Below are 16,288 nucleotides of genomic sequence, written 5' to 3' on the forward strand. Positions count from 1 at the left end.
TGCCTTGGGGCGTGTGCTGACGTTGGTGGTGGTGACGAAGTCCGGGCAGGAAGAAGACGCCATCGAGGCCGCCAACGAAGCCAGCCGGGAACACCCCTGCCGGATCATCGTCCTGGCCGATGCTGGCGTTGAAGGACCGGACCGGCTCGACGCGCAAATCCGGGTCGGTGGCGACGCCGGCGCTTCCGAAGTCATCGTCCTGCGCGGGCACGGGCACATGGCCCACGAAAGCGAATCCCTCGTCGCGGCCCTGCTCCTCCCGGACGCACCGATCGTGGCCTGGTGGCCGCACGGCGCCCCGGAAAGCGCGTGCGAGACGTCCATCGGCCGGATCGCCCACCGGCGCATCACCGACTCAGCCAACGAACCGGACCCCCGCCGGGCGTTGGAGAACATCCGGGCGACCTACAAAGCCGGCGACACCGACCTCGCCTGGACCCGCCTGACCAACTGGCGCATGCAACTCGCCGCAGTCTTCGACCAAGTGGATGGCGACCCCGTCTCCGCAGTGGCCGTCGAGGGCGCCTCGGACTCCCCGAGTACGCTCCTGCTGGCCGCCTGGCTCAGCCTCGCGCTGCAGGCCCCTGTCACGATCGTTGCCGATCCGGCAGGGACCGGAATCCGCCGCGTGCGCCTCACGCGCGCCAGTGGCGACGTCCAGCTCTTCCGTCCCGGCTTGTCCGTGGCCGAGTTGACCCAACCGGGACAGCCCGCACAACGCATCACGCTCCCCCGCAGAAGCCTCAAAGACTGCCTTGCTGAGGAACTCCGACGGCTGGATCCGGACGAAGTCTTCGGAGAAGTGATTACGATGGGACTTCCACTTACCAGCCAGAGGAGAGTCCAGACCAGTGCACGCTGATCCAAGAGTAAGCATCCACCCCGACTCCAAGGTTTTGATGGCCGCCATAGCGGCGCGCCTCATCACCAAGCTTGTGGATGTCCAGGACAAGCACGGCGAGGCCACGGTGGTCCTCACCGGCGGAACCGTTGGCATTGGGACCCTGAGGGCTGTGGCTGACTCCGCGGCAGCACCCGCCGTCGATTGGTCAAGGGTTAACTTCTGGTGGGGTGACGAGCGATTCGTCGGCGCCGACAGCGATGACAGGAACACGCGCCAAGCACACCAGGCTTTGCTCGCCCACTTGGCCGTCGACCCCGCCCGGGTTCACGAACCCGGCTCCGCCGATCAGTACGCCACCGCGGACGAAGCTGCGGCAGCCTACGCGGAAGAGCTCAAGGCAGCGGCCGAGGCCGAGCATACAGCGGACACATCGGACAACAGGCCCGAAAAGCCCGGCATCCTGCCGCGCTTTGACATCCTGCTCCTGGGTGTCGGACCCGATGCGCACGTTGCCTCGCTTTTTCCCGAGCAGGCCGGCATTCGCGAGAAGTCACGAACCGTAGTGGGCGTCGAGAACTCACCCAAGCCGCCGTCGGCGCGCATTTCATTGACACTTCCAGCCATCAACACCGCGCAGGAAATCTGGATGGTTGTTGCCGGCGAGGATAAGGCCGGCGCCGTGGGTCTGGCCCTGGCAGGCGCCAATCCCGTGCAGGTCCCTGCAGCAGGCCCTGCGGGGCGTGCAAGGACACTGTGGCTTATCGATGAGAACGCAGCGTCACGAGTCCCCCAGCAGCTGGTCCGGAAGGACCCCGCGGGCGCGTAGGCGCTCCAGCGCTCCGGCCAAGACTACTTCGGCGTCTTGGCTGGAGCGTCTTTCTTTAACGTAATCCAGGTGCGATTTGAAGATTTCATCCTCAGGTCTTGTTGGGGCCGCATGACCGGGATCCCGGGTGGCGGGCGAACCACATTTGGGACAGTCCCACATCCTGGGAATCTGTTCGTCCGGCAGCTTAAGAAAAACAAGCCGTGTTTCGTGTCCCTTGGCGCACCAATAGGGGACACGAATACGCGGTAGTTGTTCTCCTGCTCCGTGGTCGCTTTGATGTCGAGGAGCTGAACCTTGAGTTACACCTACGCGGGTGCCCCGGTAACCAGACGTGCCATGAACCATTTTCGAACCCCTAGCGACTCGGTGGTCGGCCGTCACGGCCTGTGGGCCTTACGGCCAACAGGGCCAGTCTAGTGCGAGGTGCTCGACGGCGGCACTACCGGTGGGTGTCACAGCCAAAGAAAAAGGGAGGCTCCTATGAAGGAGCCTCCCTTTTTGGGAAGAACTAGGAGTCGCCACCCGAGGTAAAGCGCATGATCAGGCCCAGGCCAATGATCACAACGCCCCATGTGATGCCAAGAATGATGGTGAAGCGGTTCAGGTTACGCTCGGCTACGCCGGACGAACTCAATCCGGAGCTCATTCCGCCACCGAACATGTCGGACAAACCGCCGCCACGTCCCTTGTGCAAGAGGATGAGCAGCGTCAGCAGAAGGCTGGTGATACCCAGCAGGATCTGCAGAATGACTTGAAGAACGTCCACGACGGCCTTTCGAAGAAGCGGAAAACGGGAGCCGGACTAGTCCGTGACGAGGTGGCTCTCGAACCTGACAATGTTAGCAAACTCAGCGGGGTCCAAGCTGGCGCCACCCACAAGCAATCCGTCAACGTCGCTTTCGGCCATGATGGCGGCAGCATTGTTGGCCTTGACGGAGCCCCCATAAAGAAGGCGCGTCTTGGCCGCGACGGCCTCGTCGAAGAGACCGGCAAGCTCGGTACGAATTGCTGCACACATTTCCTGTGCGTCTTCCGGGCCGGCTACTTCGCCGGTGCCGATGGCCCAGACGGGCTCATACGCCACAACGAGTTCAGCTGCCTGCTCGGCTGTGAGTCCTTCGACGCCGGCGCGCAGTTGGGCCAGGGTGTGCTCCACGTGTGTGCCGGACTGACGGACTTCTAGGCCCTCGCCGACGCACAGAACGGGCGTGACTCCGTGACGGAAGCCGGCCTTGACCTTCGCGTTCAAGACTTCATCGGACTCGTTGTGGATGGTGCGGCGCTCACTGTGGCCCACCAGGACGTAGGCACATCCCAGCTTGCTGAGGAACTGACCTGAGATGTCGCCGGTGTAGGCGCCGGAGTCGAACTGGGACAGGTCCTGGCCGCCGTAAACAACTTCCAGTTCGTCACCCTGAACCAGCGTCTGGACACCGCGGAGGTCGGTGAACGGAGGAAACACTGCGACCTCGGCGCGGCTGTAGTCATGCTTGGCATCGGACAGTGTCCAGGCGAGCTTCTGCAGCAAGGTGATGCCCTGGACGTGGTCCATGTTCATCTTCCAGTTGCCGGCGATGAAGGGCTTGCGGACGAAGTTGCCGTTGGCAGAGGTAGTCACATGAACTCCAAAGAATGCGTTGAGATATGGAACGACCGGCAGGACGCGGTAACGTCCTGCCGGTCGGTTGATGCTTAGCGGTCGAGGACGCTCAAACCCGGAAGTTCCTTACCTTCAAGGTATTCCAAGCTGGCGCCGCCGCCGGTGGAAATATGGCCGAACTGCGAGTCCTCGAAGCCGAGGGTGCGAACGGCTGCTGCCGAGTCGCCACCGCCGACAACGGTGAACGCAACCGTATCCGTCAGGGCCTGTGCAATGGCACGCGTGCCACTGGAGAAGGCTTCGAATTCGAAGACACCCATGGGGCCGTTCCAGAACACGGTCTTGGCCCCTTCGATCTGGGCCGCGAATGCCGATGCCGATTCCGGACCAATGTCCAGGCCAATGCCGGAAGCACCGAAAGTGCTGTCCTCAATGGCGTCTGCCTTAACGACCTCGTGCTCAGCATCCGCAGCGAAGCGGCTGGCGACTACGACGTCCGTGGGAATCACGAACGACGTTCCGGCATCGGAGGCCCGCTTGAGGTAGTCCTGGACTACCGGAATCTGGTCTTCCTCGAGGAGGCTGCCCGCAACCTTGCGCCCGGCTGCTGCCAGGAAGGTGAAGAGCATGCCGCCGCCAACAAGGATGGTGTCCGCTTTGCCAAGCAGGTTGTCAATGACCGCCAGCTTGTCTGAGACCTTGGAGCCGCCAAGAACCACGACGTATGGACGTTGTGTATCCGTGGTGAGCTTCCGAAGAACCTCTACTTCGGTGTGCACAAGATCGCCCAAGTAGGACGGCAACCGCGTGGCTACATCGAAGACACTCGCGTGCTTGCGGTGGACGGCACCAAAAGCGTCGTCCACGAACGCCCCGTTGCTTCCCGTAAGGGCAACCAACTCGTCAGCGAAGGCGCCGCGCTCGGCGTCGTCCTTGCTGGTTTCACGCGCGTCGAAGCGAACATTTTCCAAGATGAGAACTTCGCCATCCTGGAGTCCGGATGCGAGTTCCTTGGCGGAGTCCCCCACAGTATCGTTGGCCAACTGAACCTTGAAGTCTGCGAGCTCCGCGAGGCGGGTCGCAGCGGGCTTCAGTGAGTACTTATCCTCTGGAGCGCCCTTGGGGCGTCCGAGGTGGGCGGTTACGAGCACACGGGCACCGGCGTCCGAGAGCTTCTTGAGGACCGGAAGGGAGGCCTTGATGCGGCCGTCGTCGGTCACTGCAGAGCCGTCGAGCGGCACATTGAGGTCACTTCTGACCAGAATGTACCGCCCGCGGACACCTTCAGCGATGAGTTCGTTGAGGGTGTGAGATGTCATGTGTCTACCCTAGCCCAGCTTGGATGCGACAAGCTCCGTGAGGTCTACGAGGCGGTTGGAGTAACCCCACTCGTTGTCATACCAGGAAACAACCTTGACCTGGTTGCCGATGACCTTGGTGAGGCCGGAATCGAAGATGGAGGACGCAGGGTCTCCGACGATGTCCGAGGAGACGATGGGGGCATCCGTGTAGCTGAGGATTCCGGCGAACTGCTCGGACTCAGCGGCGGCCTTGACGGCAGCGTTGACTTCCTCCACAGTGACTTCGCGGGAAACAGTGACCGTGAGGTCAGTAGCGGAACCCGTGGGGACGGGAACGCGGATGGCGTAACCATCCAGCTTGCCCTTGAGCTCCGGCAGGACCAGGCCGATTGCCTTGGCAGCACCAGTAGACGTGGGGACCATGTTGATGGCAGCAGCGCGGGCACGGCGGAGATCGCCGTGCGGGCCGTCCTGCAGGTTCTGGTCGGCCGTGTAGGCGTGGACCGTGGTCATCAGGCCACGCTCGATGCCGAAGGCGTCATTGACAACCTTGGCCAGCGGGCCGAGGCAGTTGGTAGTGCAGGACGCGTTGGAGATGATGTGGTGCGCTGCGGGATCGTAGAGGTCCTGGTTGACGCCCATGACGATGGTGATGTCTTCGTCGCTGGCAGGTGCCGAAATGAGGACCTTCTTGGCGCCGGCGTCAATGTGCTTCTGGGCGGCTGCTGCCTTGGTGAAGAAACCTGTGGACTCGATGACGATGTCCACGCCCAGTTCACCCCAGGGGAGGTTGGCGGGATCGCGTTCTGCCAGCACGGTGATGGACTTGCCATCGACTACCAGGTTGCCATCAACAACCTCCACGGACTGCGTGAGGCGGCCACCAACGGAGTCGTACTTCAGGAGGTGGGCGAGGGTCTCGGGGCTGGTGAGGTCGTTGACTGCCACGATCTCAAGGTCTGCGCCCTGGGCCAGTGCTGCGCGGAAGTAGTTACGGCCGATGCGGCCGAAGCCGTTGATACCAATACGGGTGGTCACTATGTGTCAATCTCCTTGGTGCTCTTGCAAGCACGCCTAGTGAGTCGGATCAAATATTTCCAACTAACAGACCCCGCACGTCTTTGGGCAGAGGTGATTATCAGATCGGAGGGCGACCAGCCACGTTGCTGAAGGCTAACCGCCTTCCGTGATCCATCTTACGTTTAACTAAGCCTGCCCCCGCAACTGCGGAGGCAGGCTTTCCAGCATTTGGCCCCAATTCACGCCAAAAGTGACTTTTGTTACATCGGCGTGAACCGGAACTCACCAACTAGAGGACGATGAGGCCCGTGGCGTTGGCGCGGGCAGCTTCGAAGCGCTTGGCGACGTCTGCCCAGTTGACGATGTTCCAGAACGCCTTGACGTAGTCAGCCTTGACGTTGACGTAGTCCAGGTAGAAAGCGTGCTCCCACATGTCCAGCATCAGCAGTGGGGTGGTTCCTACTGCAACGTTGCCCTGCTGATCGTAGAGCTGCTCGATGAGCAGGTTCCCGCCGATGGGCTCGTAGGCGAGGAAAGCCCAGCCGGAACCCTGGAGGCCCAACGCGGCAGCGCTGAACTGGGCACGGAAGGCATCGAAGGAACCGAAGGCGTCATCGATGGCAGCAGCCAGTTCGCCTTCGGGCTTGTCGCCGCCGTCCGGGGAGATGTTGTTCCAGAACACGGAGTGGTTGATGTGTCCGCCGGTGTGGAACGCGAGGTCCTTGGAGAGGCGGTTGATGTTGGCGAAATCATTCTTCTCGCGCGCGTCGGCCAGCTGGGAGAGGGCGTTGTTGGCGCCTGCAACGTATGCCGCATGGTGCTTGCTGTGGTGCAGCTCCATGATTTTTGCCGAAATGTGCGGCTCGAGTGCTGCGTAGTCGTAGCCGAGCTCGGGCAGAACGTACTCTGTCACGAAATCCTCCAATGTAATGGACTCACGTCCGGGTTGGTAACTCTCGTTATTTCATCCGGCCAGCGGACCGGCCGGAAATCCTTGGCGAAGAAAGCCTGCTCTTGCCTCCACCGGGAACAACCCGCGGTGCCTTCGCAGTATTTCCTCCGCACTTTGTCGATTCTATGGGTGCGGCCTACTCGTCCATCATTTCCGGAGTCACATTTGCCTCAGTGCCCGGGATGCCCAAATCCAAGGCACGCTTATCTGCCATGGCCAGGAGCCGGCGGATACGGCCGGCTATGGCGTCTTTGGTCATGGGCGGATCAGCCAGGCGTCCGAGTTCATCCAGGCTTGCCTGCTTGTGCGCCACCCGGAGCTCTCCTGCGTACTTGAGGTGGTCCGGAACGTCATCTCCCAGAATCTCCAATGCACGGTCCACCCTGGCGCCCGCAGCTACTGCGGCTTGGGCTGAGCGGCGCAGGTTGGCGTCGTCGAAGTTGGCGAGCCTGTTGGCGGTGGCGCGGACTTCCTTTCGCATGCGCCGTTCTTCCCAAACCATCAGGGCGTCATGGGCGCCCATGCGGGTGAGGAGAGCAGCGATGGTGTCGCCGTCACGAATGACCACGCGGTCAACGCCGCGAACTTCGCGCGCCTTGGCCTGGATTCCGAGGCGGCGGGCTGCGCCGACCAATGCCAACGCGGACTCGGGGCCGGGGCACGTCACCTCAAGGGACGATGATCGCCCCGGTTCCGTGAGTGAACCATGGGCCAGGAAAGCGCCCCGCCACACTGCCTCAGCATCGGCCGCTGAACCGTTGACGACGGCGGAGGGAAGGCCCCGCACAGGTCGCCCCCGGCCATCCAGCAAGCCCGTTTGGCGGGCTAGTGCCTCCCCGTCGCGCACAACGCGGACGACGTAACGGCTCCCCCGCCGCAGGCCTCCACCGGATACGACGATGATTTCGCTCTGATGTCCGTAGACTTCCGCGATCGCTGCCCGGAGACGGCGGGCGGTGGAAGCGAGGTCGACTTCGGCCTCGATAACGATCCGCCCCGAAATAATGTGCAAGCCGCCTGCAAAACGCAGCATTGCCGAAACTTCCGCCTTGCGGACCGAAGATTTCTTGATGTCCAGCCGGGACAGTTCGTCCTTGACCGACGCAGTAAGTGCCATCGCGTGTTCCTAACTGTTCCCGAAAATATCGTGGTACGCCGCTGCCAACAGCAGTGGATCATGGACGGGGCGGCGCCTCGACGCCCCTACTCTACCCAACACCACTTCGGCGCCGATCATCGCTGCCGCCTTCTCGAAGGCCTTGCGATCCTGCACCGCTGCGGGATCCGCCAGGACGACGTCTACAGTGAACTCAGGTGCATAGCGCCGCAGGACATCCAAGTGGTCCGCTGCCGTCATGCCGGACGTTTCCTTGGTTTCCACATCCAGGTTCATGGTGAGGCAACGCTTGGCAGCCGTATCACCGAGGGCCCGCCGAAGCTCAGGCAGCAGCAAATGCGGCAGGACCGAGGTGTACCAGGAACCAGGGCCCAGAATGACCCAATCAGCCAGCTCAATCGCAGTGAGCGCCTCAGTGCAGGCAGGGGCGGCTTCGGGCAAGAGCCTGACTTCTTCCAGCTTCCCAGCCACGGCGCACTTTGCCTGCCCCCGAACCGTCCGCAGTTCATGGCCGCCGCCCGGTAATTCCACCTGCGCCTTGCCCTCAATGGTGAGGGGGACGCTGGACATGGGCAGTACCTGTCCGCGGGCACCCAACAACGCTCCAGCCCACTTGAGGCCTGCAACGGTGTCGCCCAAAAGTTCCCACAGTGTGACGATCAGCAGGTTGCCCATGGCGTGATTGTCCAGTGAGCCCCCTTTCGCCGAACCGGCTTCGAAGCGGTGCTGCATGACATCGCGCCAGGTCCGGCCCCAATCCGTGTCGTCGCAAAGAGCGCTCAGGGCCATCCGCAGGTCTCCCGGCGGGAGGACGCCGTACTCGTCGCGGAGACGCCCGGAGCTGCCGCCGTCGTCCGCTACCGTGACGATTGCCGTCAGCTCGGATGTGAGCAAACGAAGGGCAGACAGCGAAGCTGCCAGTCCGTGACCGCCTCCCAAGGCGACCACGGAGGGGCTCTTCTTTTGCTGGCTACCGGGAACGCCCTTGGGCGGTATGAGTGGCAGCGGGCCCGTCAGAACCCCCACTACTCGCGTCCCAGGTCGCGGTGGGTGGTGGTCACGGTGACACGGGGGTACTGCGCAAGGCGCTTGGAAAGTTCCACCGTAACCGCCACCGAACGGTGTTTGCCGCCGGTGCAACCGACCGCCAGCGTGGCGTAGTGCTTGTTCTCCTGGCGGTAGCCGTCCAGGACAGGCTCCAACGCCCTAACGTAACGGTCCACGAACTCCTGAACACCCTCCGCGCCCAGGACGTAGTCGCTGACGTCCTGGTCCAAGCCGGTGTGGGGCCGGAGCTGGGGTACCCAGTGCGGGTTGGGGATAAAGCGGGCATCGGCCACAAAGTTGGCGTCCACGGGGAGCCCGTACTTGAAGCCAAAACTCATGACGTTCAGGCGTAGCGTCACGGGCCCGGTATCACTGAACAGCTCCGTGATGGCTGTGGCCAAGCCATGGACGTTGAAGTCCGAGGTGTCCAGAACGACGTCGGCGTGCTCACGAAGTTCCCGGAGGACCTCACGCTCGATGCCGATGCCGTCGAGGATCCTTCCACCGCCCTGCAGCGGATGCGGGCGACGTCCCTGCTCGAAACGGCGGACCAGGACGTCGTCGTTGGCGTCCAGGAAGAGTACCCGGAAGGTGATGCCGCTGGCGCTCAAAGCTCCCAGCGCAGTCTGAATATCGGTGAAGAGGTCCTTGCTCCGGACGTCCACAACTACGGCCAGCTTGGGTATCGACTTTGGCGCATGCGAGACGATTTCGGCCAGAGTGCCCAACATTTGCGGAGGAAGGTTGTCAACGACGTACCAGCCGTGATCCTCCAGGGCATCTGAGGCGGTGCTGCGTCCGGCACCCGACATGCCGGTTACCACCAGCAACTCCGCCTCAGGCGGCTTGACGGGCGTCAGGCCGTCCTGCTCCGTGCCGGACTCTGCCGTAGCCTCATCCATCTGTTGTCCCCGTTTCGTCGGAAGTGGTCATTCGAAAGCTTGTGGTAGCCGCCTGGGGCAGCATGGCCCATGTGGCCGCATCTCAGGCGTCCGGCAGCACTCTTGCGCCGACCGGCCAAGTTCTTACCCTAGCTAAGATTCAAGGATTTCGCCGGTGGTCATGTTCACCGCAGGTGCCGTTTCACCGGTGACCGCAGCAGAACCAAGGTGCTGGACCACCGCGGCAGCCAGAGCCGGCCCGATGCCCTTGGCAGAGGTGAGCTCCTCCACGGATGCGGCCTTGATCTTCTTGAGCGATCCGAAGTGTGCCACCAGGGCCTTCCGTTTCGCCTCCCCCAGGCCGGGCACGCCGTCCAGGACGGACACTGTCATGGCCTTGCCGCGCTTCTGGCGGTGGAAGCTGATGGCAAAGCGGTGGGCCTCGTCACGGATCCGCTGCAGGAGGTACAAACCTTGCGACGTCCGGGGCAGGATCACGGGGAAGTCGCTGTCAGGCAGCCAGACTTCCTCGAGCCGTTTGGCCAGACCCACCACGTAAACGTCATCAATGCCCAATTCCCCCAGGGCGCGGGCCGCCGCGTTGACCTGCGGCTGACCTCCGTCCACCACCACCAGGTTGGGCGGGTAGGCGAACTTGGCCTTCGGAGCGGGCAAAGTAGGGTCCGACGGCGGCACGTCAGTGCTGCTCTTGTCCCTGGTACTTTGTGCACTGCTACGTGTCGGGTTGATGATTTCGCCGGAAACGATCGGGACCTGGGAGGCCTTGTCCGTGAGATAGTGCCTGAAGCGACGGGTCAGGACGTCGTGCATGGCCGCAGTATCGTCGGCGGCTGCAGCGCCCGTAATGGAGAATTTCCGGTAGTCGGACTTCTTGGGCAGCCCATCTTCCACCACCACCATGGAAGCCACCACGTTTGTTCCTTGAACGTGGGAAATATCGAAGCACTCGATCCGCAGCAGGGGAACCGGAATCTCCAAGGCCTCCTGCAGTTCCTGGAGGGCAACGGAGCGGACAGTAATGTCTCCTGCACGGCGTGTCTTATGCAGTTTCAAAGCTTGCTCTGCATTCTCGCGCACGGTGGACATCAGGGCGGCCTTGTCACCGCGCTGTGGTACGCGGATGTCTACCTTGGCACCTCGCAAGCCTCCCAGCCATTCCATGAGTTCAGCATGGTTACTGGGGTTCTCCGGAACCAGGACTTCACGTGGAATTCGACCCTGCACTTCACTGTCCTCACCGTAGACCTGCTGCAGCAGGTGCTCGATGAGTTCCGGCGTCGTAGCATCCTCGACTTTTTCTACGACCCAACCGCGCTGTCCGCGGACACGTCCGCCGCGAACGTGGAACACCTGCACGGAAGCTTCGAGTTCGTCCTCGTGAAGCGCGAAAACGTCCGCGTCGGTATCCTCCGCGAGGACCACTGCGTTGCGTTCAAAGACCTTGCGGAGCGCGATGATGTCGTCCCTGAGCCCGGCCGCGCGCTCGTAGTCCAATTCGGCTACGGCGGCAGACATGTCTTTCTCCAGCCGGTTGATGAAGCGCTTGGCTTCGCCGCCCATGAAGGAACAGAAGTCTTCTGCCAGACCACGGTGTTCGTCGGGGGTGACCCGGCCGACACAGGGAGCGGAACATTTGTCGATATAACCCAGGAGGCAGGGGCGTCCGCTGGACTCGGCCCGCTTAAAGACGCCTGCGCTGCAGCTCCGCACAGGGAAGACCCGTAGGAGTGTGTCCATGGTTTCCCGGATGGCACCGGCTGTGTAGGGACCGAAGTACCTGGTGCCCTTCCTTCTTTCACCGCGCATGACCTGCACCCTGGGGTACTTCTCCCCCATGGTGACGGCGAGGTAGGGATACGTCTTGTCATCCCGGAATACGACGTTAAACCGAGGCTTGAATTCCTTGATCCAGGTGTATTCCAATTGCAGCGATTCCAGCTCGCTGCCCACCACGGTCCATTCAACACTGCTGGCCGCGTGGACCATTGCATGGGTCTTCGGGAGGAGTCCTGCAGGATTCGCGAAGTACGAATTCAGCCGGGAACGAAGGTTTTTTGCCTTGCCCACATAGATGACCCGGCCATGGGGGTCACGGAAACGGTAGACGCCCGGAGTGGTGGGGATTTCACCTGTTTGGGGCCGGTAACTTGCTGGATCTGCCACGTTTCCAGTCTAGTGAACCGGAACGACACTCATTGCCACGGTGGCGCGGCCACCAAGGCGTCAGTCGACCGCCTTGCTTTGGTTGTAGCTGGTGGACCGCTCCTGGCCGCTAAGCAGTGCAATGGCATCCATGATTTTGTCAGTGACTTCGCGGCGGGCGGGCAGGGAGTGGTCCGGGCCTGTCTTGTCGAAGTAGAGGGGCTCGCCAACCTTCATGGTGAAGTGCTGCGGCCGAACGGCGTTCTTGTCCGCAGGCTGCAACTGCTCCGTGCCGATCAGCCCCACCGGGATCACGGGAGCGCCCGTGGTCAAGGCAAGCCATCCCACGCCCGTCCTGCCGCGGTAAAGAATACCGTCGCGGGATCGTGTGCCTTCCGGGTAGATGCCGATGCCCTTCCCGGATTCCAGGATGTCCAGCAGGGTCTTGAGCGCCTGGACACTGGCCGCTTGTTCACCGCGCTCGACGGGAATGGAACCTACTGCCTCGAAGAATGACTTCATCACGGCGCCTTTGACGCCTTTGGTGGTGAAGTATTCCGCTTTGGCGAAGAAGGCAACAGGGCGGGGCATCAATGCCTGAACGATGACGCTGTCCAGGAAGGAGAGGTGGTTGGGGGCTACGATAAATGGCCCATCCTTGGGAACGTTCTCGAGCCCAATGACCGTAGGACGGCAAGTGGAGGAAATCAGGCCTCGGGTTGTCCAGCGGATCGCATCAAAGACTGCCATCGTTTTGTACCTCGCTCAGGGCTGCCGCGCGGACAGCGTCAAGTTCTTCAATTTTGGTGCGCAGTTCGAGGGCAGTGTTTACCACCGCGACTGCTCCGGCTTGCTCAAGTTCACCGTCCGGTGCAAATCCCCAACTGACTCCGATGCAGTCCAATCCATTGGCGAGAGCGCCTGCGACGTCTTGATGCCTGTCCCCCACCATGACGGCCGGCTGGGAGTGGAGATCATTTAACGCCGCGGCGACGATTTCCACCTTGCCGGACGCTGTATTGGCCTTCAGTGATTCGTCATCCGCAGCCCCGCGGATGGAAACGAAGAAGTCAGCAATTCCATGGTGCTCCAGCACGAGGCGCGCAATTGACTGCGGCTTCTGGGTGGCCACCGCGACGGGCCGGCCAGTCTCAGCGAAGAATTCGAGGAGATCGAAGATTCCCGGGTACAACTTGCTTTGGCCAATGCCGGTTTCTTTGTAGTGGCCCCGGTACCGCTCAATGGTTTCATCCACCAATTCCCTGGGGACTTTCGCCAAGTGGAGGAGGGAATCGCTGAGTTTGGGACCCACCATGGAATTCAGCACGGCTTGTTCGGGAACAGGGAGGTCCATTTCCCGGAGGGCAGCAGAAATGCCTCCCGTGATACCGCCGGCCGGATCGACAAGGGTGCCGTCCAGATCGAATATTACGGGCACCGTTGTTTGAGTCACCGGGTTAGTTTCTCACGAGTAGCGGCATGCCTGAAACTCGCATGCCGCTACTGGAATACTTCCAAGGTCCCGAGGATTTTCCTTTGGTGGCCTCAAAGCCGTCCGTGAGTAACTAACCGAGAATCTCGGCCAGGAACGTCGCTGTGTGGCTATCCGTGGATTTTGCCACCTGCTCCGGCGTTCCTGTGGCCACGATCTTTCCTCCGCCCGAACCCCCATTCGGACCAAGGTCCACAATCCAGTCCGCAGACTTGATCACGTCCAGGTTGTGCTCAATGGTGATCACGGTATTGCCTTTGTCCACCAAGCCCTGAAGAACCATGAGCAGCTTGCGGATGTCCTCAAAGTGCAGGCCAGTGGTGGGCTCATCAAGGACATATATGCTGCGACCGTTGGAACGCTTCTGGAGCTCGGCAGCCAGCTTTACCCGCTGGGCCTCTCCACCTGACAAAGTGGTTGCCGGCTGGCCAAGCCTGACGTAACCAAGGCCCACGTCCACCAAGGTGTTCAAATGCCGTGCGATCGGAGTGAAGGCAGCGAAAAATTCTGCACCTTCCTCTATTGGCATGTTGAGGACGTCGGCAATGGTCTTGCCCTTGTAGTGAACTTCAAGGGTTTCCCGGTTGTACCTGGCGCCGTGGCACACTTCGCAAGGGACGTAGACGTCCGGCAGGAAGTTCATCTCGATCTTCAACGTACCGTCGCCGGAACACGCCTCGCAGCGCCCACCCTTGACGTTGAACGAGAACCGTCCCGGCTGGTAACCACGTACCTTGGCTTCAGTGGTCTCAGCGAAGAGTTTCCGGATGTTGTCAAAGACGCCGGTGTAGGTAGCCGGGTTGGACCGGGGTGTCCGGCCGATGGGGCTTTGGTCGACGTGGACCACCTTGTCCAGGTGCTCCAGCCCGGCAATCGTGCGGTGCCGTCCCGCAACCTGCTTGGCGCCGTTGAGCTTGTTGGCGAGGACCTTATACAGGATCTCGTTCACCAAGGTGGATTTGCCGGAACCACTGACGCCCGTGACCGCGGTGAAAAGTCCCAAGGGGAACGTGGCGTCTACGTTGTTGAGATTGTTCTCCCTGGCGCCCACTACCTTGAGCTCACGCTTTTTGTCGTACTTTCGGCGTTTGGCCGGGATATCAATCTTGCGGCGTCCGGACAAGTAGGCGCCCGTCAGCGAGTCAGGGTTCTCCAGGAGTTCCTTGTAGGTTCCGGAGTGCACCACTTGGCCGCCGTGTTCACCGGCACCGGGTCCGATGTCAACAACCCAGTCTGCTTCGTGGATGGTGTCTTCGTCATGTTCCACCACGATCAGGGTGTTACCGAGATCCCGGAGTCGGGTGAGCGTCTCGATCAGTCGCCGGTTGTCACGCTGGTGCAACCCAATGGATGGTTCGTCCAAAACGTAGAGGACACCCACCAGGCCGGAGCCGATTTGGGTGGCCAGCCGGATGCGTTGGGCCTCGCCACCGGACAACGTACCCGAGGGTCGCTCCAGGTTGAGGTATTCCAAGCCGACGTCCAGGAGGAAGGTCAGGCGGGCCTGGATTTCCTTCAGCACCTGGTTGGCGATCTGGGCTTCCCTGTTGGTCAGGGTAAGGCTTCCCAGGAACTCCGCGCACTCGCGCATCGGCAGGGCAGCGACCTCGGCGATCGACTTCCCGTTGATGAGCACGGACAGCGACGCCGGGTTGAGGCGCGCACCATTGCACTCAGGGCAGGGAATCTGCCGCATGTACTCTTCGTACCGGTCGCGTGCCCAGTCGGAATCCGTTTCTCCGTGCTTGCGGTGGACGTACTGGATGGCACCTTCAAACCCAGTGCTGTACTTGCGCTCACGACCAAAGCGGTTCTTGTACTGGACAACAACCTTGTGATCCTTGCCGTGAAGGACGGTGTTGCGGACCTCCTTGGGCAGCTTCTCCCACGATGTCTTCATGGAGAAGCCCAGTTCGTGGGCCAGGCCCTCGAGGAGCCGGTTCCAATACTCCGTTGTCGCTGTGCCCAGGGCCCAAGGAGCAATGGCGCCCTCACCCAGGGAGAGCTCCGGATTGGGAACGATGAGCTCTTCATCCACTTCCAGCCGCGTTCCGATGCCACTGCAGGCAGAGCAGGCACCGAAGGGGTTGTTGAAGGAGAATGAGCGCGGTTCAATTTCGTCAATGGCCAACGGGTGCTCGTTGGGACACGCCAGGTTCTCCGAGAAGGCGCGGATACGCTCGGGATCCTCGGCATCGAGGTCCACGAACTCCACCAGCACCCGGCCTTCTGCAAGGCCCAGGGCTGTCTCGACGGAGTCAGTAAGACGTTGGCTGATCTCTTCCTTGACCACCAGGCGATCCACCACAACCTCGATGGTGTGCTTGAACTGTTTGCCGAGCTTGGGAGGATCGCTCAGCTGGACAAGTTCGCCGTCCACACGGGCACGTGAATAGCCCTTTGCGGTCAGCTCCTTGAAGAGATCGACAAACTCACCCTTGCGGCCGCGTACAACCGGGGCAAGGACCTGGAACCGTGTGCCAGGATCCAGTTCCAGGAGCTGGTCCACGATCTGTTGCGGCGTCTGCCGGGCGATGGGCTCGCCACAAACAGGGCAGTGTGGCCGGCCTACGCGCGCCCAGAGCAACCGCATGTAGTCGTAGATCTCGGTGATGGTGCCCACCGTGGAACGCGGATTCTTGCTGGTGGACTTCTGGTCGATGGATACAGCAGGAGACAAACCCTCGATGAAATCGACATCAGGCTTATCCACCTGCCCAAGGAATTGACGCGCGTACGCGGACAACGACTCCACGTAACGACGCTGGCCCTCTGCGAAGATCGTGTCAAAAGCCAGGGACGACTTCCCGGAACCGGAGAGTCCCGTGAACACGATCATGGCGTCACGGGGCAGATCGAGGTCCACGTTTCGCAAATTGTGTTCCCGGGCACCCTTGACCACCAAACGGGAAAGATCCGGCTTGGCGGGTTTGGTATCGGGTGGGACGGAGACGCCGTTCACGGCATCCATGGCGGTATCTTCAGCTAAGGCTTTGGGCACCTACCAATGCTAATCGAAAACGTCTTCGAATTTCCATGTCG

The 16,288-nt window shown here is 61.6% G+C and carries 15 protein-coding genes; 2 read left to right on the forward strand and 13 right to left on the reverse strand.

All coding sequences use genetic code 11. The annotated features are described in order from the left end of the window. Window positions 1-862, forward strand: an 862-nt coding sequence (locus tag AC6CH8_RS03570; protein WP_498188669.1) for a glucose-6-phosphate dehydrogenase assembly protein OpcA, incomplete at its 5' end; no start/stop codon positions are given. After that, the gene (gene pgl, locus AC6CH8_RS03575; RefSeq protein WP_091467354.1) at window positions 852-1,670 is read left to right on the forward strand and encodes a 6-phosphogluconolactonase; all 819 of its coding nucleotides are present in this window, start codon (window positions 852-854) and stop codon (window positions 1,668-1,670) included. The genes AC6CH8_RS03570 and pgl, both read left to right, overlap by 11 nt. On the opposite strand, the gene AC6CH8_RS03580 is transcribed toward pgl, so the two are convergent. From AC6CH8_RS03580 to uvrA, 13 genes are all read right to left on the reverse strand, one after another. Beyond that, on the reverse strand, window positions 1,623-2,018 hold the full coding sequence (locus AC6CH8_RS03580) for an RNA polymerase-binding protein RbpA (protein WP_091467352.1): 396 nt from the start codon (window positions 2,016-2,018) through the stop codon (window positions 1,623-1,625). The two genes, pgl and AC6CH8_RS03580, sit on opposite strands and share 48 nt — an antisense overlap. A 163-nt stretch (window positions 2,019-2,181) precedes the next feature. Then, the gene (secG, locus tag AC6CH8_RS03585) at window positions 2,182-2,439 is read right to left on the reverse strand and encodes a preprotein translocase subunit SecG (protein ID WP_017198454.1); all 258 of its coding nucleotides are present in this window, start codon (window positions 2,437-2,439) and stop codon (window positions 2,182-2,184) included. A gap of 36 nt (window positions 2,440-2,475) precedes the next feature. Continuing rightward, window positions 2,476-3,291, reverse strand: a complete 816-nt coding sequence (gene tpiA / locus AC6CH8_RS03590) for a triose-phosphate isomerase (RefSeq protein WP_178993035.1) — start codon at window positions 3,289-3,291, stop codon at window positions 2,476-2,478. A gap of 74 nt (window positions 3,292-3,365) precedes the next feature. Then, window positions 3,366-4,592 carry a phosphoglycerate kinase gene (locus AC6CH8_RS03595; protein ID WP_498188670.1) on the reverse strand — a complete coding sequence of 409 codons (1,227 nt, stop codon included), beginning with the start codon at window positions 4,590-4,592 and terminating at the stop codon, window positions 3,366-3,368. Window positions 4,593-4,601: 9 nt separating this feature from the next. Next, complete coding sequence (gene gap / locus AC6CH8_RS03600; protein ID WP_091467346.1) at window positions 4,602-5,612, reverse strand: type I glyceraldehyde-3-phosphate dehydrogenase; 1,011 nt, start codon at window positions 5,610-5,612, stop codon at window positions 4,602-4,604. 271 nt (window positions 5,613-5,883) lie between these two features. Next, window positions 5,884-6,507, reverse strand: coding sequence for a superoxide dismutase (locus AC6CH8_RS03605; RefSeq protein WP_091467344.1), 624 nt, complete (start codon window positions 6,505-6,507; stop codon window positions 5,884-5,886). 175 nt (window positions 6,508-6,682) lie between these two features. Further along, window positions 6,683-7,663 (reverse strand): DNA-binding protein WhiA, encoded by a 981-nt coding sequence (gene whiA, locus AC6CH8_RS03610; protein WP_017198459.1) that lies wholly within the window; start codon window positions 7,661-7,663, stop codon window positions 6,683-6,685. A 9-nt stretch (window positions 7,664-7,672) separates the two neighbouring features. Next, on the reverse strand, window positions 7,673-8,689 hold the full coding sequence (locus tag AC6CH8_RS03615; RefSeq protein WP_017198460.1) for a gluconeogenesis factor YvcK family protein: 1,017 nt from the start codon (window positions 8,687-8,689) through the stop codon (window positions 7,673-7,675). Next, a complete protein-coding gene (gene rapZ / locus AC6CH8_RS03620) occupies window positions 8,689-9,612 on the reverse strand; it encodes an RNase adapter RapZ (protein WP_420181077.1) in 924 nt (307 codons plus the stop codon). Before rapZ ends, AC6CH8_RS03615 begins: the two co-directional genes overlap by 1 nt. A gap of 132 nt (window positions 9,613-9,744) precedes the next feature. Further along, a complete protein-coding gene (gene uvrC, locus AC6CH8_RS03625) occupies window positions 9,745-11,775 on the reverse strand; it encodes an excinuclease ABC subunit UvrC (RefSeq protein ID WP_498188671.1) in 2,031 nt (676 codons plus the stop codon). Window positions 11,776-11,835: 60 nt separating this feature from the next. Further along, a complete protein-coding gene (locus tag AC6CH8_RS03630; RefSeq protein WP_091467339.1) occupies window positions 11,836-12,504 on the reverse strand; it encodes a lysophospholipid acyltransferase family protein in 669 nt (222 codons plus the stop codon). Further along, window positions 12,491-13,207: an HAD hydrolase-like protein gene (locus AC6CH8_RS03635; RefSeq protein WP_498188672.1), complete on the reverse strand. Its 717-nt coding sequence runs from the start codon at window positions 13,205-13,207 to the stop codon at window positions 12,491-12,493. Before AC6CH8_RS03635 ends, AC6CH8_RS03630 begins: the two co-directional genes overlap by 14 nt. Before the next feature lie 112 nt (window positions 13,208-13,319). Further along, window positions 13,320-16,247, reverse strand: a complete 2,928-nt coding sequence (gene uvrA, locus AC6CH8_RS03640) for an excinuclease ABC subunit UvrA (RefSeq protein ID WP_498188673.1) — start codon at window positions 16,245-16,247, stop codon at window positions 13,320-13,322. Between the last annotated feature and the right edge of the window lie 41 nt (window positions 16,248-16,288).

Source organism: Paenarthrobacter sp. GQ52, from assembly GCF_059759005.1.

Coding starts and splice junctions, on each gene's coding strand:
- AC6CH8_RS03580 (WP_091467352.1), bottom strand. CDS start 2,018: ATGGTTCATGGCACGTCTGGTTACCGGGGCACCCGCGTAGGTGTAACT.
- AC6CH8_RS03595 (WP_498188670.1), bottom strand. CDS start 4,592: ATGACATCTCACACCCTCAACGAACTCATCGCTGAAGGTGTCCGCGGG.
- whiA (WP_017198459.1), bottom strand. CDS start 7,663: ATGGCACTTACTGCGTCGGTCAAGGACGAACTGTCCCGGCTGGACATC.
- rapZ (WP_420181077.1), bottom strand. CDS start 9,612: ATGGATGAGGCTACGGCAGAGTCCGGCACGGAGCAGGACGGCCTGACG.
- AC6CH8_RS03630 (WP_091467339.1), bottom strand. CDS start 12,504: ATGGCAGTCTTTGATGCGATCCGCTGGACAACCCGAGGCCTGATTTCC.